Source organism: Chryseobacterium taeanense, from assembly GCF_900099685.1.
Lineage (GTDB): Bacteria > Bacteroidota > Bacteroidia > Flavobacteriales > Weeksellaceae > Chryseobacterium > Chryseobacterium taeanense.
Genome location: NZ_FNDW01000001.1, coordinates 658,139 through 681,630, shown reverse-complemented (window position 1 = coordinate 681,630; position 23,492 = coordinate 658,139). Strand labels below are relative to the sequence as shown.

Genomic DNA, 23,492 nt, shown 5'->3' with positions numbered 1-23,492 from the left:
TTAATTTTTTAATTTGAACATCAAACTCTTTACAGAAATCATCAATTTGTACAAAAATATTTGTAATTTGGTCTTTTAAATTCATAGCAATAAATCGTTTAAATATTTGAATGTCAGAAACTTAAATATACGAATTATTGCTATTTTTTACAAAGTTTATCTCAATTATTATCCCGAACTCAGGTTAAATTTATCAAAAACAAAGGATATATTTGACCTTTAATTTTTAATAACGTATTTAAAATTAAAACGATAATAAACAAACCTCTAAGCCAAACTTTAATAAAATATATTTATGAGAAAAACTACTAATCCAAAATTTAAAAAATTCTAATTTTAAATAATACATAATTATGTAAAATTAGTTGTGTCATGCAATATTTCATAAAGAGGCTGCCCGAACAATTTGGGCAGCCTCTTTTAATTCTGATTTCCAGGTAATTTTCCGGATTATTTATTTTTCAAAAACCGCATAATCTCCCGGTTTAAAACTGAAATTTTTTCCTTCTTCAAAATTTTTATTCATTCTGGTAAATACATTTTTAAAAACACCTGATACATTTGCATCTTCAATGCTAAAATCTACAGGCTCTTTTGACATATTCAACACCACCAAAACTTCATCATTTCCATTTTTTCGGAGGTAAGCAAAAATTTTATCATTCGCTGTTGTATTCAGAATATAAGTTCCTACGTTGGGATCTCCACCTCTTAAAGCAGGACTTGTAGATTTCAAATCCAGTAATACCTTATAAAAGTCCGCCATCTGATAAGTATTCGTCCATTCTATAGGATCTTTTTCAAAGAATTCAAGCCTTTTCATATTAGGAAGTTCCTGCCCGGAATATAATAACGGAATCCCATTCCAGGTTACCGAAAATACAGCCATGGGTTTGGTGATAATACCGTATTTTTCGTATTCGGTACCGTTCCATGAATTTTCATCATGATTGGTGGTAAACCATGCTCTCATAGAACCATCACCGATATTGGAATATTGTATCAGAAGATCTTTCAGCTCCTGTAACGGGAGATCTTTCTTATAATAATCTTCAGATTTGTGCATCCATTTCCAGGAATAACTAGCATCAAAAACTTTCCCATATTCCGGATTTTCAAGTTCATCATATTCTCCGATCCAAAATAATGGTTTTATTTTTTCTACTTCCGGACGGGCCTGTTCCCAGAAATCTACTTCGACCCAGGAAGCAAGATCACATCGGAAACCATCTATATCCGTCTCTTTGATCCAGAATTTCATAGCATCGATCATCGCGAGACGCATCTCCGGATTTTTATAATCCAGTTCTATAATATCATCCATTCCCGATGCACGGTGAAAACTTCCGTCAGGATCTTTTAAATAAAATTCAGGATGTGTTTTTGTCCATACATGATCCCAGCCGGTATGGTTTGCTACCCAATCAATAATTACTTTGAAGCCGAGCCTGTGTGCTTCATTCACCATGTGTTTAAAATCATCCATCGTTCCGAACTCCGGATTGATCGATGTATAATCTGCTGCCGCATAAGGACTTCCCATGCTTCCTTTTTTTTGTTCCTGTGCAATAGGAGTTATGGGCATGAACCATAGTGTTCTTATTCCCATATTCTTTAGACGTGGCATTTCTTTTTCAAATGCTTTAAAGGTTCCTTCTTTCGTATATTGTCTTACATTAACTTCATAGATATTGGTTGTGTGCTTCCATTCTTTTGGGAGGTCCTTCATGTTTTTTGCTGTATTTTGAGTGGCACAGGAGATAATTCCTAAGCCGATTATCGCTATTAAAATTAATTTTTTCATTAATTCTCTTTTAACAAAAATAGGAATTGTGATCGGAAAACAGGAAAGCATGCTTATGAATTTTAAAGAACAACGAAATATTTAGAAATCTAAACGTTGAAAATAGAAGGTTTTCCCTAAATGTCCATAATTACTTAAAAATTTAACCTTTACTATTCAACATCATTTATGAAAGCTGCCCTATCCTTGGAAAATTGAATTAAAAAAGCCCCGAATAAAATTCAGGGCTGTATATTTTATATGTTTTGATTATCTCTCATCATCATTATCATCTTCTTCATCGAAAACATCGTCATTGTAATCTTCTTCCTCATCATCATCGAAGTTTTCGTCGTCGTCATCTGCAAAGTTGCCGGTCACTGCAAAGTCATCATCAAACCCGAAATCATCATCCATCAATGGCATTGCTGATTTCTTTTTAGATCCTCCGCTTCCGCTTTTGCTTGGCGCTTTTAAAGGAACATTTCCGAATCTGTAAACCGTGATAGGATAATTAACGCCTTTTGTTTCTTCGATCACTTCTACCAATTCGCAGAAAAATTCCCAAAGATCAAGAAGTCCGTACTGGAATTGAGCTTTATCACCCGCTTTCCCGAAAGCTTCATCAATGTACACATCCGACATAATCTCTCCGTCACCATCATCACTCATATCTTCCAACGGAACACTTTTCACGATCGTTCCGTCTTCTTCCAGTAAATTAAAAGCAGAAAGCTCATCTCCCTGCAAGCTGAACGCACTTTTAATTCCTAAATGTAAGTTCCATAGCGTCTGTTTTCCTTTAACTTCGATATCACGGAAAATATCTTCTTTCGCATCTAATATTACGCGGATTTTGTAAACCATCAGTTTAAAATTACTTTTTTGCCTTTGTTATTATGATAAATCTCTGTTGCAAATATAAAATAAATGAGATGTGACAAAAAAATATTTCTCGATTTTTTAAAATATTTTTTTTTCTTACATTTTGCAAAAACTATTTACATTTTTCAAGCATAAAACTGAATTTCGTACCCTCAAGGTAGACGCTTTCTACCGTAATATTTTCGTTGTGTGCCTCGAGAATGTGTTTTACGATAGCAAGCCCCAGCCCGGACCCGCCTTCTCTTCTGCTGCGGCTTGTTTCTACACGGTAAAATCTTTCGAAGATTCGGGGCAGACTTTCGGCTTTTATGCCCATTCCGTTGTCTATAACTTCGATCAGAACTTTATTTTTAAGAATGCTTGTTTTCACCACCACTCTGGCTTCCTGCCTGTTGGCGTAATGAATGGCATTAGAAATAAGATTAATAAAAACCTGCGAAATTTTCTGTTTATCGGCTTCTACGAAGATCTGCGGGTGCAGGGTCTGAATCTGAAGCGTGGCGTTGTGCTTTTCGGCTTCAAGATCAAGAAGATCGAAGATTTCCTTGATGAGCAAATTAACATCAAACTTGGAAACGGTAAGATTGATCTCACCTGCTTCCAGTCGGTTTATCATATCAAGATCGGTAACGATGGCAATAAGTCTTTCTACCGATTTATCTATTCTTTCTAAGTATTTGTCGCGAATGGTAAGATTATCCACGCCGCCGTCCCGCAATGTTTCCACATATCCCTGAATAGAAAACAGAGGCGTTTTAAGTTCGTGCGAAACATTTCCAATGTATTCTTTACGGTAGCTTTCCATTTCTTTCATCATATCGAGCTCTGTAACTTTCTGCTGGTTGAGATCTGAAAAACGTTCTCCAAGTTCTTTTATCGTAATGTTTTCGTTATCATTATGAACAATTTCCTGAGGCAGAAGCATCGAAAGGCCACGAACCTGTTTCTTTCCGTAATAGTTGAAAAGCAGCTCAAGCACAATGTAATTAATGATAAAAATAAGAATAAGGCAGATGAAAAGCCCGATTTTAAAGAAGGGCGTATTGTAATAGATATCTTTTAGCAGATCGAAAGTGATTACTAAAAGAAACATCACCAATGTCAGGAGACAAGAGGCGACGAGTGTAAGTCTGTAAAATTTCAATTTTACAAGTTTTTATAGGTTTATGTAAAAGTAATGAATTGAGTATTAAACAATAAGTTTATACCCAATTCCTTTTAATGTCTGAATCGTATTGATTCCTAACTTTTCTCTCAATCTTCGGATGTGTACATCAATCGTTCTTTCTCCAACGATCACGTCATTTCCCCAGACTTTCTCCAGAATCTCTTCTCTTTTGAATACTTTTTCCGTATTGGAAGCCAATAGATAAAGAAGATCAAATTCTTTCTTCGGAAGCAGAAACTGCTGACCGCTTTTTGATACCCTGAAGTTATCCTTATCAATCACAAGATCACCAATCTCAATAAGTTTTGAATTGTCGGAAACCTGAGACGTAAGCTGCAATAAAGCATTTACTTTTGAAATAAGGATTTTCGGTTTGATGAGTTTAACGATGTAATCGTTGGCTCCTGCCTGAAAACCAGCCAGCTGTGAAAATTCTTCGCTTCTTGCAGAAAGAAAAACGATGAGTGTTTTCTGAAGCTCTTTAATCTTGCGAAGTTCCTGGCAAGTTTCAATACCGTCTTTTTCAGGCATCATGACATCTAATAAGATAAGATCAGGGACAATTTCTTTGGCTTTGTCGATACCTTCGCTACCGTTTGTGGCTGTATAGATATCGTAGCCTTCCTTTTCTAAATTGTAAGACAGAATCTCTAAAATATCCAGTTCGTCGTCTATTAAGAGGATTTTCTTTTGGTTCATTTTCAATTTTTACGCATCAAAGTTAATAATATTTTAATCACAGTTTAACAAAACGGATATCGTTCACATAAAGTTAACAATTATATCCTTTTCTTAATGTTTAGTTAAGAAAAAATTAAATTTTGCTAAACCATATACCCGGTTTATTCTTTATTTCTTTGCACCGAAAGAATCGAGTAAGATATAGTAAAAATGAAAAAACAAATCCAGAAGAGCATTATGCTGCTTGCCTTGTTTTCCGCTGGTTATGCATTCGCACAAAGCCAGGTTCTAGAAGGTAGGGTATTGGACGAGAAAGATAATACGCCTATTGAAGGGGTAAAGGTAAAGGTAAATGACCAGGAGGTAACGACTGACATTTCCGGAAACTACTCTCTAAGCCTTCCGCCCGGAACTAATTACGTCATTACGGTAACTTCCAACGGCTACAACAGAAAAGAAATCAGTGAGGTTATTGTAAAAAACGATGCCAACACGCACCTGGATATCGTTCTGGATAAGCCTACTTCTACAAAGGAAAAACAAATTGAAGGAATTGTTATAAAATCCAATGCAAGAAAAGAAACCATTGCCGCTACTATCGGTTTACAAAGAAATTCCGGGGTAGTTTCACAGGTGATCGGTGTGGAAGCCATCAAAAGAAGTCCGGATAAAAACACGGGTGAAGTTCTGAAAAGAGTTTCCGGGGTAAGTTTATTCGACGGAAAATACATTGTGGTAAGAGGTTTATCAGACCGTTACAATCAGGCAATGCTTAATGGCATTCAGCTATCCAGTACAGAGCCGGACAGAAAAACGTTCTCTTTCGACCTTTTCCCAGCCAATGTGATCGAAACACTTGTTATCAACAAAACCTTTATTCCTGAATATAGCGGTGAATGGGGAGGCGGACTGATCCAGGTAAATACCAAAGACATCCCGAATAAAAACTTCTTCAATGCACAGGTGGGAGTTGGAGGAAACTCTATCACCATGGGCCACGAGTTTAAAATGCAGAAAGGAGGAAAATGGGATTTCCTGGGAATTGATGACGGAACAAGAAAACTTCCTACAGGATTCCCTGCAAAGAACTCTTTCAGTATTTTGGGAGATGCAGAAAAAACGGAATTCGGAAAACAATATGTAAAAAATCTGGGATACAATTCTAATGGTTTCCCTGAAAATGTAAGCTTGCAGCTGGACGGAGGTTTCAATACGAAGCTGTTCGGAAAAGATTTAGGAGTTATTGCCGTATTAAATTACACCAACAACAAAAGAAAAATCGAAACCAATAACAGATTTTTCACCATCAACGGTCTTTTAGCTGATACCAACTTCGATTACTATACTGAAAAATATCAGAACGATATTATTTTAGGAGGTTTATTAAATTTAACTTTAAAGCTTAACAGCAATAACAGAATTTCCCTGAAAAACATCATCACCAACAATACGGTGAACCATATGTCTTTCAGAACAGGAAAAGATTTTGAATTTGATCCTGTAAACGGAACAAACATCATCGCGAGAGAAATTGGCTTTAAAGAAACAACATTCTACAATTCAACACTTACCGGAACACATAAGATTGATGCTTTGGGAGGCCTTACCTTCAACTGGTACGGAAGCTTTGGGATTTTGGATCAATACATTCCATTATTGCAACGTTTGCAGTACAACCAATATCCTGACATCAACGGAAGCCCTTATCTGGCTTTGATCTCAAATGGTCTTTCTCAAAAATCAGGAAGTGTATTCTACTCTACTTTGAGCGATTACTTATATAATGCCGGTGGAGACGTATCCAAAACTTTTGAGATGTTTGGTCAGAAACAAACTATTAAAGGAGGATATTTATTCCAGGTAAAAGACAGGGTTTATAACTCAAGACCTTTCTCTGTAAGACTTTCATCATATAACCAGGGATTGCTTTCTCAGCCGTTTGAAACGATTTTCAATCCTGAAAACTTCGGAACGGATAGCAATAAATTTTCCTTTGATGAGATTGCAGGTAACCAATATAGATACATCGCCAATACAATCCTGAATGCAGGTTATTTACAATTTGACAATAACATCAACTCATGGTTCAGAGCAGTTTGGGGATTAAGAATTGAAAACTTCGACCAATTGGTAGGAAGCACCAAAAAGAGCGACGACCGTTTTGTAAATACGCGTGTTACCGACTTTTTACCGGCATTAAACATGACATTCAAGCTTACCAATAACATGAATCTACGTGTTGCAGGTTCGCAGACTGTGGTAAGACCGGAATTCAGGGAAGTATCTCCATTAGCATACTATGATTTTGATTTGGGAGCTACTGTGATCGGTAACAAATTTATCCAGAGAACTAAAATTACCAGTGCCGATGTACGTTGGGAGTGGTATCCTAGAAACGGAGAGATCCTTTCCGTGGCAGGTTTCTATAAAAACTTCAAAAACCCTATCGAGTTGTATTTCAACCAATCGGGGGTAGGAACAAGTAATACTTTCAACTACTTAAACGTAGATAAAGCTGATGCTTACGGAGCTGAATTGGAATTCAGAAAGAAGCTTGATTTCATGAGTGCTCTTAAAAACTTTACCTTGGGTGGTAACTTCGCTTTAATTAAAAACAGAGTGACAGACGAGGCTACAAATGTAGACAGACCAATGCAGGGCCAGTCACCTTATACCGTAAACGTAAGCCTTCAGTATGATACTGAAAAATCAGGATGGTCTTCTACTGTGCTTTTCAACATGATCGGAAGAAGGATCTTATATGTAGGAAACGATCAGGTTCCGCCGATCTGGGAAAACCCAAGACCTCTTCTTGATTTCCAGGTAGCTAAGAAAATCTGGCAGAACAAAGGAGAAATTAAACTGAATATTTCAGATATCCTGAATCGCCATGCGAAATTCTACCACGACCTAAACGACAACAAAAAATACGACAGTGCAGATGCACTTGCTATCGACAGAGTAACAGGTACAAACATCAGTCTTACTCTTGGATACAGCTTTTAATTAAAATCAATTATCTAATAAAAAAATAAGTCTTTATATCATGAAAAAATTTGTTTTATACGCTTTAATGCTTGGTACTCTAGCAACTACTGTAACAGCATGTAGAAACATAGAAGAAGATGGACAAACTATAGTTCAGAACAGTAACTCAGGTGGCGGAAGTACCGAAAACCTTATCCTTTCAGGAAAAATCACTTCAAACCTTACTCTTAAAGCCAATAATATCTATAAGCTAAGAGGATTGGTATATGTAACAAACGGGGCAACGTTAACGATTGAGCCAGGTACAAAAATCGTTGGAGAGGCTGATAAAAACGGTGCTTTGATTATTACAAGAGGAAGTAAGATTATGGCAGAAGGTACTGCTAATAACCCAATTATCTTCACTTCAGAAAAACCAAGTCCGAAAAGAGGAGACTGGGCAGGTTTAGTAATCTTAGGAGCTGCTCCTACCAATGCATCTTTCAACGGACAGGCTGGTGTAGGTGAAATCGAAGGAGGGATCAACAACACAGAAGGGTTGGGTCTTTACGGAGGAACAAATGCTGCTGATAATAGTGGTGTATTAAAATATGTAAGAGTAGAATATGCAGGATATGCTTTCTTACCGGATAAAGAAATCAACGGTATTACTTTCGGGGGTGTAGGTAGCGGAACTACGGTAGATTACGTACAGGTTTCTTATGCTAATGACGACAGCTTCGAGTGGTTCGGAGGAACGGTAAACTGTTCTCACCTTATTGCTTACAAAGGTCTTGATGACGATTTCGATACAGATAACGGGTTTTCAGGAAAAGTTCAGTTTGGTATCGGGGTAAGAGATTCTCAGGTTGCTGACGTTTCAGGATCTAATGCTTTTGAATCTGATAACGATGCCAACGGATCTTCTTTAACGCCAAAAACATCGGCTACATTCTCGAACATGACGATCATTGGCCCAATCAGCTCTACAAGTACTTCTACAAACGTAGGTACAATCAACTCTTTATTCCAGAATGCATTACAGATCAGAAGAAACTCTTCAATCTCTGTATTCAACTCTGTATTCACAGGATATCCTGTAGGTTTATTTATTGATGCTACCAAAGGTACTCCAACAGATAACAATATCGGGAATTCAAGTCTTGCTTTCGAGAATAATATCATTGCTGGTGCTGTAACGCCGTTGAAATACGGAGCTTCAACGTCATCCCCTACAAACTATACATTAGCAGATCTTACGACATGGTACACAAACCACGGAAACTCAACGTTAATGTACACTGCTGATGTTAAATTAACCAATGCATGGGCTCCTGCAGGAACAACACCAAACTTCTCTCCTGCTTCAGGTTCTCCTTTATTGACAGGCGGAGTATTCACTAATGCTAAATTAACAAGCTGGTTTACTGCCGTTACTTACAGAGGAGCTGTAAAAGATGCCAATGATACTTGGTATGCAGGCTGGACAAATTATAACTTATAATTAGTAATTAGTTTCTTCATATTAAATTTTAAAGAAGGCATCGGAATTAATTTTCCGATGCCTTTTTTTATTTATATAAAAGATTGATAAAAGAACGATTATTTAACCATTAAGAAATATTGTTTAATATTCTTTTACATCAGATTGTCTGTTCACATATGATGAAAATACACGGAAAAATGGTAATTTGGTATCCTGAAAACAGAAACAGTATTTAATCTGAAAATATTATGAAAAAAAACTATCTGAAGCTCATCATGGCAGCTGTTATTATAAGTTCGTCTTTTATCTTTCACTCCTGCTCGGAAGATGATGATGTGGCCACGATAGCAGTCGTAGGGATAGCACAGGATCCTGCCAATTTCAAAGGAGATGTTACCAGCGGGCAGGTAGTAACGCTTGATGCCACGAAAGTGTATGTACTCAACGGAGCCGTAAGAGTAAAAGACGGCGGTAAGCTGATAATCCCTGCCGGTACAAGAATCGTTGCGACGGCGGCGGCAGAATCATATATCCTGGTAGAACAGGGCGGCCAGATTTATGCCAACGGAACATCGGCTTCACCGGTGACCTTCAATTCATCTGCAGCTACTGCAGGAAGCTGGGGAGGACTTATCATTTGCGGAAAAGCACCGGTAAACACAGGAACAACGGCTTCTTCCGAGATCGGGAATGCATCATACGGAGGAACGGCAGATACAGATAATTCCGGATCATTAACTTATGTAAGAATTGAAAATGCGGGTATTAATTTCAGTACTGATATAAAATTCAACGGACTTTCACTGTTCGGGGTCGGAAGCGATACCAAAGTTGAAAATATCGCGGTGGTAAACGGTGCTGAAGACGGCATCCAACTGTACGGAGGAACAGTAAATCTCACCAATATCGTTTCAATAGGAAATGAAGACGACGCTTTTGTCTGGACAGACGGATGGGTAGGAACCGTTTCCAATATTTATACAAAAAGAAAAACCAGCGGTACGGGAAATACAGGAATCAAGGGACTCAACAATGCTACCAATGCAGATGCTTCCCCAAGATCCAAACCTACCCTAAAAAATATAACGCTCCTCGGCGCGACTTCCGGAGAGTCGCAGGCCATAAGACTGTATTCAGGAACGTATGCCAGTTTTGAAAATGTAGTCCTTTCTGACTGGACAGACGGTTTCAGCATTGAAAGCGATTCTACCGTAACCTATCTCAACGGGCAAAGCAAAATAAAAGATGTTTTTTTTGACACCACTGTCACCAATAAAATGACGGCAAAGGCTACCGATGGTTCTCCTGTCACCATACAGCCATCAACCTATACTGAAAAATCGGATGCGACCGGCGCAGGAAACAAGATAGCAAATCCGGCCTGGGCGATAGGCTGGTCTACCCTACAATAAAGAGTTTCTTTTAAAATAATAAAGCGGCATCAGAAAATTCTGATGCCGCTTTTGCTATGCTGAGAAATCGTTAAACTATTCAAAGTTCTCAAAAGAATAAAAATCGAAGCTTTTTTAAGTTATTGTGACATTTTTTCATCTCTATTCATCTACTTTAAATATAAGTTAAACTCATCTTTTGAGACTTTGGCTCCGCCGAACCTTCAGTTTGTGATTATATAAAAAGTTTAAACAGACTTACAATCATATAAAATAAAACCTTTGCGCTACAGCGTTAAAAATAAATAAAAAATTCGCGTTTACATAACCACATAAAAAAGACTGCCCTTTCAGACAGTCTCTCGTTTCAGGCCAATCGTTAAACCCTAAACTATGAATATTCATACCGTACGGTCAACACACCCACACTCGGGCGGTCAACACACCCTTGACCGAGCGGTCAACGCACCATTGATCGGGCGGTCAACACGGTGTTGACAAATACACCTGTCCTTACATCACAGTAAGAAGCTTATCAAGGGTAGCTGTTCGCGGTTCTTTAAGAAGAGCGCCTTGTGTGAACTGCGTCACCACTTCCAGATTATACGTTCCTGCCGGTAATGCAGGAATCACCACCATAAGCTCGGAGGGATTGTTCGTTACAATATCGAACGCCTCTACCATTGTTCTGTCCTGTGTAGCGGTATTGATGAAATAAACTCCCCGCGTAGGGTTATCGCCCATGATTTTGATCTTGCTGCCCACAATCCTCAGATTTCTGCCCGGAGTGAGAAGATCATTAACAGAACCACTCTTCATATCGGTTACCTGCAAGATCACCGAAGAAGCTTCTGCCACTCCCAGAATATCTACTTCAATATTTGAAATCTCAGCCCGTAACTTTTCTCCCTGATTGAACTGGAAAATAATGTTGTGCTTGTCTTTGTTAAAAGTCTCCGACGGACTGTCGAATACCCCGCGGATGGTAGTACTTGCAGTAAAATATCCGGTATTGACCGAAAAGCCATCACACAGTTGGTACGCCATTTCTTTCAGGAACAGCTCGGTAGCATGTTCCATCGCCGAAGCGGAAACATCTGCCCCACCGCGGCTGGCGGCGGCTTCACAAATCTGTTTTACAGAAAGAGAACGCTCGCTTGCGGTACGGGCAATGAAATCATTGGGATTGTCTTTGGTTAAGGTGTTATCGTAGAGATACGCTTTGATTTTGTGTAAGATTGACATTATGCTTTATTTTAAATTATTAATTATTATTGCTGAAATTCTACTATGAAACCTCCCCCAACGGTAATTACATTACCATTAGCAATATTATCATTCCATGTATGAGTACAGGTATAGCCATTATATGTTTTTGTATAGCCTAAATTTTTAGGCCAGACATGAACAAATCCTTCGACACCTGTATTATTATTAGGTTCTCCTGAACCAAACCAGTTGGACTTTCTCACCGCAGAAGTACCCCCGGCAGAATAATCATGATTGGGTTGTTCTCCTGTAATCCATTTCATTTCAGGATCGGGTGTGAGAGCAGTCCCTGCGAACCATGAAAATTTCACCATTCCAATCCATGCTCCATTGGTGTCAAATATAGAATAAGCTGTTAATAAATTAGTTTCTACATATTGCCATTCTGCATCAGAAGTGAAAGCGGCCAAATAGCCTCCCATATTCTTTGCAGCATTATAGGCTTGGTACCAGGTTACCGCGGCACTGGTAGAATAGGATGCATAGGTGTGCCCACCAAAAGTCCCTATTCCTCTACGAGTAGCAGTAGCAGAACCTAACGTTAAACTAGCCGGTGCATCTACCGAAGCTGTTGCTGTATTGCTGGGTATATAGCCTAAGATGTTGGGGTCTGCAATGGTGGTATAGCTTATGGTGCTTCCTGAGCTGTTTATCTTTTTCCATTTGGTCCCGTTGAAATAATAGAATCCCGGCTCGGTAATTTCCGCAGTAACGGTATTGGGTGCAGAAGGAACCGCAGTGGCATATACCAAAGTCCCTGTCTGGTTAGTTCCATACGGCCCGTTCTGGATATCGGTACCGCTTAATTTTGGGATAAGAAGTCCTTCAGGGTTGGTGCCTGGTGATTTAGCCTTGATATCAAGAGTAGCATAAGGAGTTTTTGTATTGATCCCCACCTGACCAAACACGGATTTAGAAAAGACTGCCATCGCTAATAAATAGGCTGTTGTAATAAATTTTTGCATTGTGTAATTGTATTTATGAATTTATTGGTTGATCTCTTTTTTTGATAATTCAGTATGTATTTAGTTGTTATTAAATCCTCACAGGTTTTGAATCTGTGAGGATATAATATTACTTTTTCCTTTAATTTGCACTTAATTTTGTTATAGAAAATACACCTGAATTATAAGTATAAGTACTTGCGGAACAACCATTACATGTTTGGGACGCGATACTTATTTGTTGTCCTGCTGTCATATAGTATGCTACTGAACCTCCCATGTCAACATTAGTATTTTGAAGATCTTTAATAGTATACATTATAACATAAACTCCGTTAAAAACTCCTTTTATATCAAATGCATTACTGAAATTATTAGGACTAACGTTAAAGGCTCCCGAAACCATATATAAACCCGATTCGCCCGCAGGTATTGTATAAATACCTGTGGTTGCATTGTATGCACCATCAGGATTACTTACAACAGTTGGAAAAGTTATAGTGGCTGTTGAATTAGTACCTATGCTTTGTGCAGTTGTTTTACGCGCAACCAATTTAACAACAGGTACAAAACCACCATATAGATCACTTTTTGCAAGGCTACTCCAGCTAGCACCATCTGAGTATTGTATATCTTTAGAAGTTGTATTGTATCTCATAGCACCCGCTCCGGCAGCACTTGCTGTCTGTGTAGTTTCCCCAATTGCAATGGCACCATTGCCGGGAGAAGCATTACCCGGATTTGTTCTGGTATCTAATTTGGTAATAGGCGCATTCGTTCCTACTCCCACATTACCGGAAGACTTTATCACCATTCTGGAATCATAATCTGTTGCATTTCTTGTAAAGAATGACAGCCCTGCATAATTATTGGTAGCGTCTCGGTCTATACCCTGTATAGAAGCCCCGGAATCCCCCAATGGATCTGTCCCAGGAACAAAGTCAATAGAGGCAAAGAGACTGTTGTTTGCCTGCGCATTATTAAGAACAATATTTTTAGCCGTACTTTGGGCACATCCCGCTCCGCAATTTACGATGGAAAAAGCAGCAATTGGGGTTGATTGTCCGGCGGGTGAAGTTACATGAAGATTAGTTTTCGGAGCTGTTGTCCCTATTCCTACCCTCCCATTTTCATCGATCAGCATACGATTGATTCCACTGGCATTAAACGTTAAACTTGAAAGATTTGTTGTACCATCCCCTTTATATCTGGCTATAATAGACGAGCTATTGGTTACATTTCCCCCTATTCTACCTGAAGATATAATATTTACCAAATCATCACCATTCTGTAAATTGGCTGGTGCAGCTGCCGTACCTCGTGCTACCCTGAATATCAGTCCCGCCGATGGAGAACCGGTAGAGTTATATGAGCTGAGAGTGAGGTCATCCTGTCCTGCCGTTCCTTTATTATCAGCAACCAGATCTAATAAAGAACCGGGGGTCGCTGTGCCTATGCCTACCTTCCCATCGTCTTTTACCACAAAATCTGTTCCTGCAGCTCTTGCTGTACCATCTGCTTTTGCTCCAAGTTTTACCATCGAATTAGTTGTATCATTAACCCAGCCATCATTGGTAGTATCTCCTGAAGAGGTTTCCAATATTCTCTGCCATGCACCGCCATCGAAATAATAATATCCCGCACTGGTAATATTAGCTGTTGTACTTATAGGAGAAGAGTCAGCGGAGGTTGCATAGATGATAAGTCCTTTCTGGTTTGATCCATAGACACCTGCTGCTGTGGCAGTATGGATATTATTACCTGATAATTGTGGGATAATTAATCCTTCGGGTTTGCTGCCGTCGGTGGTTTTAGCGGTAATATCAAGGGTTGCTTTAGGGGAAGTATTATTAATCCCCACTTGTGCGAATGCTGTCATGCTGAGCAGCAATGCGGCGGCTGTAAATAAATGTTTCATTGTTTTGTATTTATGAGTTTGTTATATTTTTAATTGTGAACACGAAGCCCACAAAGATTTTTTTAATATGATCTGCTTTTTAGTTTCACAAAGGCGTTGCACTTATAGAAGCTCACTGAGTCTATCGTCACTTCGAGTAGACTTTGCAAAAGTCGTATCGAGAAGTTTATGAGTTTGAGGATCAATGTCATTCTCGATACATTTTTCTTCACGTTGTTACGAAAAAACACTCGAATTGACGACGAGTCAAATACCCAAAATTGAGTTTCCTTACCACTCCGATTGTCATCCCGTAGGGATCCAAGCCGAATCTTTCCATGCTACTATTACCAGCTAAGCCGAGATTCGTCACTTCGAGTAGACTTTGTAAAAGTCGTATCGAGAAGTTTATGAGCTTGAGGATTAATTTCATTCTCGATACATTTTTTCTTCACCTTGTTACGAAAAAACACTCGAATTGACGACGAGTCCAATATGACTTATGTGTCAAACCCTTTTGTGCCTTCAGAGAGAAGCACAGGCGGAGGACGCACAAAGTGATTGATGATGATATTTGTAATTTGAAAAGGGTAAAAAGTCCTGTTTATAAGCTCCTTTCTATCCCTACTTATTACTAATAGTGCGAGAAATAAAGGTTTTATTGTTTTATCAATAAGTTTTAGAGAAGAGCTTCCCGTAATCCCCAACATTGAGGCATGAGAAATGCGTCCGGGGTCATGTTGTCTCCACGGACTTCCTGTATAGCATGCCTTATGGGCTGCAATATTGACTGATTTTTGAGTAGAAAATGGTGAAGATGATCTCTTAAGAAAATCTTTGGACTTTTTAGCTGATGTAAAACCTTTATTATGTCCAGAACCTGCAACAAAAACAGGGGTTTCTGAATAAACATATGAGTCTTCAGCTACAAAAATAATGGAATCTGCCGGTACAAAAGAACCGGAATATGCTTGTGAAGGGATGAAAATATACAACCAAACTACGAAAAAACGTAGTAAAGGAAAGGGTTCATAACTTTTCATCATTGTGTTCATACGTGCTATTGTAAAAGTAGTCTTGGTTGGACTACTATTTCTAGGTAATGAACACTAGATCACAAATATATAAAATAAATTAGGAAAACTGCATTGTAAGTTTGTGCGGTTTTGTGGTTTCTGTTATGAAGATATAAGAAATTAGAAAATAGGAAGTTAGTATTTGGCGGTGAAAATATTTTGTTTACATTTGTAGCTGAAATAGTAGTCCAACCAAGACTACTTCTGGGGTATTGCCGTTTTCATAGGCAATTACGGATAAAATCTTCCTCCTATTTTTACATTTCACTGATTTTTTTAACGCTATCGACGCAAAGATTTGTTGAAAGGATTGCGCTTATTTTCCGGGCGCTAGGGTGCTTCGCTCAGCAAATGAGTATTACTGTAATATTTTATTAACTTTTTTGATTGTTTATTTAACGCTATCGACGCAAAGTTTTGTTGAAAGGATTGCGCTTAATTCGGGCGCTAAGGCGCTCCGCTCAGCAAATGAGCAAAAACCATAATTTTGTTAACATTTTGTTGATTTATTTTTAGCGTTTTGGGCGAAGATTTGTTGAAAGGATTGCGTGCATTTTAGGCACCAGGATACTTCGACAAGCTCAGCATAAACTTTAATGCTCAGCAAGTGAGCGGAAACATAATTTTGTAATATTGCGGGGAATTATTTTAACGCTGAGCACTCGGTTTATTTCAAATAATGAAGTTGTTTTAAAGGATCTGATTTATAATTAGAGTATCTTACAGTGGCAGGCTTTTTCTAAGCTTGTGCATATTTTCGTATAAGGCATGTATGTGGTATTTATAAATTTTTAATCAGTCTGTTTATTTATTACTTTTATCTCAAATAAATACCAGTTAGATTATGGTCATATGCGAAAACCTCTTGTTTTCCCATGGTGCTGAGCAACAAAACTATAATTCGGGAGATTATGTCTTTGCGGAAGACAGCACTCCGAAGTTTTATATGCAAATAAAAACCGGAACGGTAAAGATAAGCAGCTTCCTGGAAGACGGCAAAGAGTTCATCCACGGGATTCCTTTCGATGGTCATTGCCTGGCAGAGACATATCTCTTTCACGACAGGAAATATGCGGTAAATGCCATCGCTGTTACCGACTGCGAGATCATAAGGCTGGAAAAGAATAAGCTGATCGCTCTTCTGCTGAAAAAGCCTCAGCTCATCTTTAATATTTACTCCTATACGGCAGACCGTATGCATTATAAACACATGACTTCTGCACCGTTTTGTTTTCAGGATCCCATCACAAAACTAAACCTTCTTCTGAATCATGTGAAGAACCATTTCGGTTTTAATGATAAGTTTTCATTTTATATTCCCTATACGCGGCAACAACTCGCATCACTCACCGGTATGCGGATAGAAACCGTGATAAGAGCCATCAAAAAGATGGAAAAGCAAAATATGCTGAAAATAGACGGCACCAAGATATTTGTATAAATTAAAAATCCTTAACATCAGCTGTTAAGGATTCTCATTGTATCTCACCAAAATTATTTTCCGATCACTTCCGTAATAGGGTTTCCTACGTTCCCACTCGGAAATTGTATTCTCAATAACGAAGCAACCGTAGGGGCAATATCTGTCATAAAATAAGCCTTGTTGCTTTCACCATGCTGAATTCCCCACCCCATAAAGATCAAAGGAATGTGTGAATCATAAGAATTCCATACACTGTGTGTTGTTCCTGTTCTGGAATAAGGCGGCAGCATAGAGTCGTGTGAAATCAGCTGAATATCGCCGCTTCGCTGCCTGTTGATTCCGTTAATAACTCTTTGCTTAATAGGCTCGGGAATGGTTGATTCCTGAACCTTTGTCACCGAAACCGCGTAAAGATCATCCGGATCATTCTCTATTTCTTTGATGGTAAAATCTCTTATCGCATCCAGATCAAGATTATTTTCTCTCATAAGCTTTCTGTCAAAATAGATCTGATAATTATCAATTGCGTTGATGAGCTTATCTACTCCGAATTTCTCTTTCAGTTTAGCATTCAGGTTTTTATCCATGCCATCACCGAAAAATCCTGTGGTAATTTTATGCTCCTGTAAAAATCCGACTGAATGCGCACCTCCGTGATCCGCGGAAAGAAAAACCGTGTATTGCCCTTTTCCCACCTTTGCATCCAGATAACTGAAAAACTGCGCCAGATCCTGATCGAGTCTTAAATAAACATCTTCCACCTCAATAGAATTAGGACCAAACTTATGACCCGCATAATCCGTAGATGCCAGATTGATCGCCAGCATATCTACCACGTCATCTCCTCCCAGTTTCTCACCATCCACGGCAGCTTCAGCGAGCTTCAGCGTTAGGGTATTTCCGAAAGGCGTATAGCGGATATTGTCTTTCTTTTCTTTATAATCTGCCGCTAAATTACTGTATGGAAAAACCGGTGCTTTCGCACTTCCCAATAGCCCTTCCCAAGGAGAATTATCCGGTGCGCTTTCTGTGTACTGACTGATCGGAAGCAGGGTATTCCATCCGTTTGCGATAAGTTTATCCGGCATTTTCTGCGCATTGAAAGCTTTTACCCACTGTGGAAGATCATTCATATACCAGCTGCTGGTGATGAAATCTCCGGTGGAATCATCAAACCAGAAGGCTCCGTTCGGCGTGTGACCTGCCGGTAAAATAGAAGCTCTATCTTTCAGGGAAACCCCAATCACCTTTCCCTGGAAATTGGTTGCCATTCTCAGCTCATCGGTAATGGTAGTCGACCATAAGTTTTTCGGGGAATGACTTCCCGCTTTTGCATTAGCTGTCCCCACCGGCTTTACCGATTCATCTGTAGTACAGTAAACGTTTTTTCCGGTTTCTTTATCCATCCAGTCGTTTCCTGCAATCCCGTGAATGGCAGGAACAGAACCTGTATATATACAAGTGTGTCCCAATGCCGTAACCGTAGGTACATAAGGAATGTGAACATTATTCAGAGAGTAACCTGTATTTAATAATCTTTTGAAACCGTCGTTGCCATATTTATTGTAAAAACGGTATAAATAATCCCACCTCATCTGGTCTACCACCAGTCCTACGACAAGTTTCGGCCGTTGCAGTTGGGAATTTTTAATCTTCTGCGCGTTGATCGGCGTAACGGACAAAACAGCTGCCACTGCGATCGAAATTTTCCTAAGCATTCAGTAAAAATTTTATTGAGGCAAATGTAAGGGTTTTGATATTTTAGTATGTGAAATTTTATTTAAATTTCACCGCAATACGTTTTAATTTTAAAATCACTTGCGCTTTTATTAGGAAATAGTACTAAAAACCTTAACAAATAGTTTATTAATGTGTTATTTATAAACTTTAAGGTATGTTATTTGTATAGAGTTTGCTTCAAATTACTTATTTTTGGAAAATATCAAATCTGTATTAATACTTAACAAATGAAACTTCTCCGACCTTTTCTTTTATTCTTTTCTATTATTTTATTCGGATGGCTTTTTGTAAGCAACATCAACCTTATCAATGTAGCAACCACACTTAATGAAGCTGAGATCAGATCGGATATAAATAAAGTAAATGAATTCACAAGCATCGAACGTCTTAAAGAATTTACTATTGAAAAAATTAACTATATGGAAGCTATCAGAAACCGGTTTTCTGAAAATGCTATGATAAGAGTGTTTGTAATCCTTACCCTGATTATTTTACAGATCGTTCTTTATGCTACCGGTGGCAATATGTTCAGTTCAAAACCAACCCGCTAGGTATTTAAGCTGTTCTAAAATTATTTACCATCAATAATGCAGATCCAAAAACTTGAAAAACTGCCTGGTAACCCTACCATTAGCTGGGGAATGAACGGTTATACAACAGATAAAATATTCGTGGTATCTGCAATTGAGGTCGAAAATACTTTTGAATTCAGCTTACGTGAAAAGCCACAGCATTATAAAAAAACCTGGGAAATAAATTCTGATGATATTCACTACCTGAATACTATTATCGAGCAGAAGCATTCTTTTGGAGCATACCATGAAGATGAGCTTATAGCATGGATAATTTGTAACTACAAAGCGCGGAACAATAGTCTTTTCATTGAAAGTTTACTGGTAAGTGAAACATTCAGAGGACAAAATATCGGGAGGCTACTCATAAAATCGGTTAACCGTGAAGCTCGTGAACTACGATGCAGAATAGTAGAGATGGAAACCCAGAATACCAATTATCAGGCTATAAAATTCTTTCAGAATGCGGGGTTTACCATTACCGGAATTAATACTAAGCTATACAATGATTCTACTGAAACGGCTTTGTTTATGAGTTATGATGTATTGATATAAAGGCAATTCGCCGATTCTTGATAATAAATATTTTTAATTAAAATTTATATTATATATTTATAATCTACTTATTATCATGAAAAAGATCATCCTTTTTATCGTATTTCTAACCTTTCAGCAAACTATTTTCGCACAGAAAAATCAATATGCGGACTTTATCAAGACATGGAATTTCATCAAATATTACCATCCGGATCTGGCAGGCAGAAATACTGATGCCGACAGTTTATTCCTGGTGAATGTTGAGAAAGTAAACCCTAAAGGAAGCTTTAATGAAGTTATTAAACTATTAATGCAAAATTTAGATACCAATTTTTCTTCAGAGCCGATTACTGAAAATAAAAAAGATGTGCTTGCGGTCAATCAAAATTTCGACTGGTTCCGGAAAAATAAAAAGATCAGTCCCGAAAATAAAAACCTGCTCAATAACATCTACAAATACCGATTCGACTACGGACTATTACCGGAAGGAAAATCAGTAAATGATGAGAAAAAGTATGAGTTTCCCAAAGAAGACAATCTTCCTCTGAAATACAGACTTCTGACGATGGCAAAAATACAGGGCATTGTCGATTATCTTTTTCCACACAAATATTTAATGGATAAAAATTTTGATTCTTATTTTAATATTTTACTGGATGAAGCGGTAAAAGCTACAACCCGGAAGGATTTTGAGGTAGTTCTTGCAAAAGCCGTATCGCAGTTTCAGGACAGCCATGCCCTCAACTTTTACACTCAGCTTAATTACAGAGATGAGATATTGTTTAATGTCTCTTATTATGCACCATTTGATTTCCAGATTGTTGACAATCATTTGTTGGTTACGAATCTAATCTTTCCTGAAATTTGTCATCAGGCCCACATAAAAATAGGTGATAAAATCACGGAAATTAACGGAAAAAGCATTACTCAAATTATTAAGGAGAAAAGTAAATTCGTTCCTGTTTCCAATCATCAAAAACTGCTGTACGTTCTCTCAACCTATGAAGACAATTTGATATGGCCTGATAAATTGCCCACAAAAAAATTAACCGTGCAGTCGAATTCAGGAAAATTCTCAACAGAAATTCCTTTCATCAATGCCGCTGATAAAACGCAGGTTTCTATTATTATCAATTATATCAACAATAAAAACCGTAAAAAAAACAATCACCGGCTAACGAATAAAGACATCGCCTATTTTAGGATTGACCAAACCCTGGATTTTATGAATAATGTTGATGATGATAAATTAGATGCTAAAATGGACAGTATTTTAGAAGATGCTTCCCATAAAAAAGCTATTGTTTTTGATATGCGTGAGTATCCGGATTGGGGAGGTTTTGTCTTTTATTATGTTTACAAATATTTCTCACCTGTCGAAAATTATTTTCATAAATATTATGAACCCGATTTGAAAAATTTAGGAACTTATTATCTCAGAGATCTCAAATATAATTATCCTGAAATTAAAGATAAAACCATGCATCCTTATTCCGGAAAAGTCTTCATCCTCGTGAATCCTGACACCCGCAGTGCAAGTGAATGGTATTCGATGAGCCTCCAGAAAATTTTCCCGAAATCCATGACAATCGGCCAGCAGACTTCAGGTGCAGACGGAGATCTCGTTAAAATTAATCTTCCGGGAGCTTACGTTTTACAATTTACCGGAAATGTGATTTTCTATCCTGACAATACACAGACGCAGCAAACAGGAATCAGGGTCAACGAATTCATCAAATATACAGATCAGGATATTCTTGATGGTCGTGATCTTGAATTTGAAAAGGTGTTAAATTCTATTAAATAGTTTTTCTTTTGGTTTTAAAAAAGAATTTGATGCTTCGCCATCGGAGATTGCCAGAGCTTAAAGCTTATTTTTTGATTTAAATTTTTTTGAAAATTATAATACAAAAACTCCGCGCCCTTCGGGCGCGGAGTTTATATATAAGGTATAAAGTTTATGTATTAAAACTTCAAATCTCCATTCACTTCTCTTACAGCATTGGCTGCTTCAGCGAATTTCAATTGCTCTTCAGCAGTAAGGGTTACATTTACGATTTTCTCTACTCCGTTTTTCCCGATAATGGCAGGAACACCAAGGCAGATATCATTTTGTCCGTATTCCCCTTCAAGCATTAAAGAACAAGGAATCATTTTTTTCTGATCGCAAGCGATAGCCTGAACCATTACAGAAACCGCTGCACCCGGAGCATACCAGGCTGAAGTTCCTAATAATTTGGTAAGAGTCGCTCCTCCTACTTTTGTTTCTTCAATTACATATTTTTGCTGTTCAGCGTTAAGGAAATCAGTTACAGGAACTCCGTTTCTTGTTGCTTTGCTCAATAGAGGAAGCATTCCTGTATCACTGTGAGCAGCGATTACCATACCGTCTACGTCAGAAATAGGTGCTTCTAATGCTTCAGCCAATCTGTATTTGAATCTTGCAGAATCCAGCGCCCCACCCATTCCGATGATCTTGTGCTTAGGAAGACCTGAAGTTTTGTGTACAAGGTAAGCCATTGTATCCATCGGGTTGGAAACCACGATAATGATTACATCAGGAGAATGTTTTACTAAATTTTCAGTAACGTCTTTTACGATTCCTGCATTGATACCAATTAGTTCTTCTCTCGTCATTCCCGGTTTTCTTGGAATACCTGAGGTAATAACCGCAACGTGAGAACCTGCAGTTTTGCTGTAATCTCCTGTAGTTCCGGTAATTTTCGTATCGAATCCGTTAAGAGATGCTGTCTGCATCAAATCCATTGCCTTACCTTCAGCAAATCCTTCTTTAATGTCTACTAAAACTACTTCTGAACAGAAGTTTTTCATTGCGATGTATTCTGCACAGCTTGCACCTACAGCGCCTGCACCTACTACAGTTACTTTCATAATATACTTATTTATTTTTATTGTTTTTTAATGGTATTATGGAACTTTACAGTTTCATAATATAACTTTTAAAATTTATTTATTTGAATTGTTTGTTTAGCCTAAAATTGAAAACTCCCAAATTTAACAATTCCTGAAAAATTGAGCAATCTTTCAGGAATTTAATTATATTCAAATCGTGTTATTTAGAATGTAAAGGGAGGATTAGCTGACATTCAGCAGGAATGTGTAGAGTTTTTTTGCTCCTGACAGCACTTCAGCATATTGCTCTTCGGGAACTTCCGCATCAAGAACTTCTTTGAAATTTTTCCACATGGCACCTGTATTTTCCTGATAGCAACCAAAAAAATTGAAAGTAACCTCATCGAATCCTTCGGTTTTAGACAGTTGTTTGGCAATAACATTTCCGCCTAAAGTAGAGCCTTCTATCACGTACATTGCACCCAAGGCTTGTTTTTCACTCGTAAATTCCAGTTCGCGTGAAGCAGCAGTACTTTTCAATGAGAGACTTTTAAGATCTTCTTCAATTAAAGGAAGTTTTTTCCTGTCATTAAGCTGAAATTTTTCCGAGAACCTTTCAGAAAGCTTTTCAAAGATCTTATCTTCCGAATGAAGAAGCATCAGATAATTGGTGTTAATTATTTTTTTATAATCTTCGAGCGTAAACGTTTTATTAAAAATTTTTTCTGAATTAAATAGCTTTTCGGCAGCATCATGATATTCTGCCGTATTTTGTTTAAGATATTCCGATATCGTCATAAGGATATAAGTATTCCTCTAA

Annotated in this window: 18 protein-coding genes; 7 read left to right on the top strand and 11 right to left on the bottom strand. The window is 37.9% G+C overall.

The window, feature by feature from the left end; genetic code table 11:
- Window positions 1–454 precede the first annotated feature (454 nt).
- The 4 genes from BLR30_RS03155 to BLR30_RS03140 form a co-directional block, all read right to left on the bottom strand.
- On the bottom strand, window positions 455–1,804 hold the full coding sequence (locus BLR30_RS03155) for an alpha-amylase family glycosyl hydrolase (protein ID WP_089854657.1): 1,350 nt from the start codon (window positions 1,802–1,804) through the stop codon (window positions 455–457).
- 249 nt (window positions 1,805–2,053) lie between these two features.
- Window positions 2,054–2,650 carry an IS1096 element passenger TnpR family protein gene (locus BLR30_RS03150; RefSeq protein ID WP_089854550.1) on the bottom strand — a complete coding sequence of 199 codons (597 nt, stop codon included), beginning with the start codon at window positions 2,648–2,650 and terminating at the stop codon, window positions 2,054–2,056.
- A gap of 130 nt (window positions 2,651–2,780) precedes the next feature.
- Entirely contained in the window at window positions 2,781–3,812 is a 1,032-nt protein-coding gene (locus BLR30_RS03145) for a sensor histidine kinase (protein WP_089854547.1), read from the bottom strand.
- Window positions 3,813–3,857: 45 nt separating this feature from the next.
- On the bottom strand, window positions 3,858–4,535 hold the full coding sequence (locus BLR30_RS03140; protein ID WP_089854544.1) for a response regulator transcription factor: 678 nt from the start codon (window positions 4,533–4,535) through the stop codon (window positions 3,858–3,860).
- Window positions 4,536–4,727: 192 nt separating this feature from the next.
- Here BLR30_RS03140 and BLR30_RS03135 point away from each other — a divergent pair, with 192 nt between their 5' ends.
- The 3 genes from BLR30_RS03135 to BLR30_RS03125 all read left to right on the top strand — a co-directional run bounded on the left by BLR30_RS03135 (window position 4,728) and on the right by BLR30_RS03125 (window position 10,382).
- Complete coding sequence (locus BLR30_RS03135; RefSeq protein WP_089854541.1) at window positions 4,728–7,523, top strand: TonB-dependent receptor; 2,796 nt, start codon at window positions 4,728–4,730, stop codon at window positions 7,521–7,523.
- 40 nt (window positions 7,524–7,563) lie between these two features.
- Entirely contained in the window at window positions 7,564–8,988 is a 1,425-nt protein-coding gene (locus BLR30_RS03130) for a hypothetical protein (RefSeq protein ID WP_089854538.1), read from the top strand.
- 230 nt (window positions 8,989–9,218) lie between these two features.
- On the top strand, window positions 9,219–10,382 hold the full coding sequence (locus tag BLR30_RS03125; protein WP_089854535.1) for a hypothetical protein: 1,164 nt from the start codon (window positions 9,219–9,221) through the stop codon (window positions 10,380–10,382).
- A 492-nt stretch (window positions 10,383–10,874) separates the two neighbouring features.
- Here the strand turns inward: BLR30_RS03125 and BLR30_RS03120 are convergent, their stop codons facing one another.
- The 4 genes from BLR30_RS03120 to BLR30_RS03105 all read right to left on the bottom strand — a co-directional run bounded on the left by BLR30_RS03120 (window position 10,875) and on the right by BLR30_RS03105 (window position 15,526).
- The gene (locus tag BLR30_RS03120) at window positions 10,875–11,606 is read right to left on the bottom strand and encodes a DNA-binding domain-containing protein (protein ID WP_089854532.1); all 732 of its coding nucleotides are present in this window, start codon (window positions 11,604–11,606) and stop codon (window positions 10,875–10,877) included.
- Window positions 11,607–11,632: 26 nt separating this feature from the next.
- Entirely contained in the window at window positions 11,633–12,595 is a 963-nt protein-coding gene (locus BLR30_RS03115) for a C-type lectin-like domain-containing protein (RefSeq protein ID WP_089854529.1), read from the bottom strand.
- Between the two features lie 121 nt (window positions 12,596–12,716).
- Window positions 12,717–14,492, bottom strand: a complete 1,776-nt coding sequence (locus BLR30_RS03110; RefSeq protein WP_139164575.1) for a complement C1q domain-containing protein — start codon at window positions 14,490–14,492, stop codon at window positions 12,717–12,719.
- A 479-nt stretch (window positions 14,493–14,971) separates the two neighbouring features.
- Window positions 14,972–15,526 (bottom strand): hypothetical protein, encoded by a 555-nt coding sequence (locus BLR30_RS03105; protein WP_175443589.1) that lies wholly within the window; start codon window positions 15,524–15,526, stop codon window positions 14,972–14,974.
- Window positions 15,527–16,391: 865 nt separating this feature from the next.
- Between BLR30_RS03105 and BLR30_RS03100 the strand changes: the two genes are divergently transcribed.
- Window positions 16,392–16,988, top strand: coding sequence for a Crp/Fnr family transcriptional regulator (locus BLR30_RS03100; protein ID WP_089854521.1), 597 nt, complete (start codon window positions 16,392–16,394; stop codon window positions 16,986–16,988).
- A gap of 53 nt (window positions 16,989–17,041) precedes the next feature.
- On the opposite strand, the gene pafA is transcribed toward BLR30_RS03100, so the two are convergent.
- The gene (pafA, locus tag BLR30_RS03095) at window positions 17,042–18,688 is read right to left on the bottom strand and encodes an alkaline phosphatase PafA (RefSeq protein WP_089854518.1); all 1,647 of its coding nucleotides are present in this window, start codon (window positions 18,686–18,688) and stop codon (window positions 17,042–17,044) included.
- A 249-nt stretch (window positions 18,689–18,937) separates the two neighbouring features.
- On the opposite strand from pafA, the gene BLR30_RS03090 reads away from it, so the two are divergent.
- The 3 genes from BLR30_RS03090 to BLR30_RS03080 all read left to right on the top strand — a co-directional run bounded on the left by BLR30_RS03090 (window position 18,938) and on the right by BLR30_RS03080 (window position 21,626).
- Window positions 18,938–19,261, top strand: coding sequence for a hypothetical protein (locus BLR30_RS03090; protein ID WP_089854515.1), 324 nt, complete (start codon window positions 18,938–18,940; stop codon window positions 19,259–19,261).
- A 36-nt stretch (window positions 19,262–19,297) separates the two neighbouring features.
- Window positions 19,298–19,837 (top strand): GNAT family N-acetyltransferase, encoded by a 540-nt coding sequence (locus BLR30_RS03085; protein WP_228400689.1) that lies wholly within the window; start codon window positions 19,298–19,300, stop codon window positions 19,835–19,837.
- Between the two features lie 76 nt (window positions 19,838–19,913).
- Entirely contained in the window at window positions 19,914–21,626 is a 1,713-nt protein-coding gene (locus BLR30_RS03080; protein WP_089854509.1) for a S41 family peptidase, read from the top strand.
- 158 nt (window positions 21,627–21,784) lie between these two features.
- Here BLR30_RS03080 and BLR30_RS03075 read toward each other — a convergent pair whose 3' ends face one another.
- Window positions 21,785–22,711: a malate dehydrogenase gene (locus tag BLR30_RS03075; RefSeq protein WP_089854506.1), complete on the bottom strand. Its 927-nt coding sequence runs from the start codon at window positions 22,709–22,711 to the stop codon at window positions 21,785–21,787.
- A 204-nt stretch (window positions 22,712–22,915) separates the two neighbouring features.
- The gene (locus BLR30_RS03070) at window positions 22,916–23,470 is read right to left on the bottom strand and encodes a biliverdin-producing heme oxygenase (protein WP_089854503.1); all 555 of its coding nucleotides are present in this window, start codon (window positions 23,468–23,470) and stop codon (window positions 22,916–22,918) included.
- Between the last annotated feature and the right edge of the window lie 22 nt (window positions 23,471–23,492).